The sequence below is a fragment of the Noviherbaspirillum sp. ST9 genome (assembly GCF_048799745.1).
Classification (GTDB): domain Bacteria; phylum Pseudomonadota; class Gammaproteobacteria; order Burkholderiales; family Burkholderiaceae_D; genus Noviherbaspirillum.
In genome coordinates, this window is sequence record NZ_JBLWFR010000111.1 from 1 (window position 1) to 635 (window position 635).

Sequence of the window (635 nt, forward strand, 5' to 3'; positions counted from 1 at the left end):
CCGATGACCCCTCGTTCGAACAAGACTTTCCGTTGATCATTAAAAAATATTGCAGTCTCCCTGTTTACCTCAGATACAGATTAAAACAGATAAAAAACAGGAATAAGGCTTAAATTTGTACATCAAAATAGTAAATGTCAGCTTACCATACTTCTTCTCCGGTCCTCTTTATTGTCTTTAACAGACCCGATACCACAAAGCTGGTATTTGAAAAAATACGTGAAGCAAAGCCTCCAAGGCTTTATATAGCTGCTGATGCAGCAAGGCCGGGTAGACCAGATGAGAGAAGATTATGTGATGAAGCTAGATCCATTATCCATGGCGTTGACTGGCCCTGTCAGGTGGAGACATTATTTCAGGAAGACAACCTCGGCTGTAAATATGGTGTATCTACTGCCATCACCTGGTTTTTTTGTAAAGAAGAGGAAGGAATCATATTAGAAGATGACTGCCTGCCCTCCAATGATTTCTTCAGATTTTGCGACACTTTATTAATAAAATACAGATACGACACGCGCATATCACAAATTGCAGGATGTAACTTCCAGCAAGGTAAAAGACGGGGCAATAAGAGCTATTATTTCTCAAGCAATATAGAAGTATGGGGATGGGCCAGTTGGAAAAGAGTATGGAAC

The 635-nt window shown here is 40.3% G+C and carries 1 pseudogene; it reads left to right on the forward strand.

Annotated features, from left to right (window positions below):
* Positions 1-134: 134 nt before the first annotated feature.
* Positions 135-635: pseudogene (locus ACNOHI_RS25035) on the forward strand (glycosyltransferase family 2 protein); the annotation flags it as partial.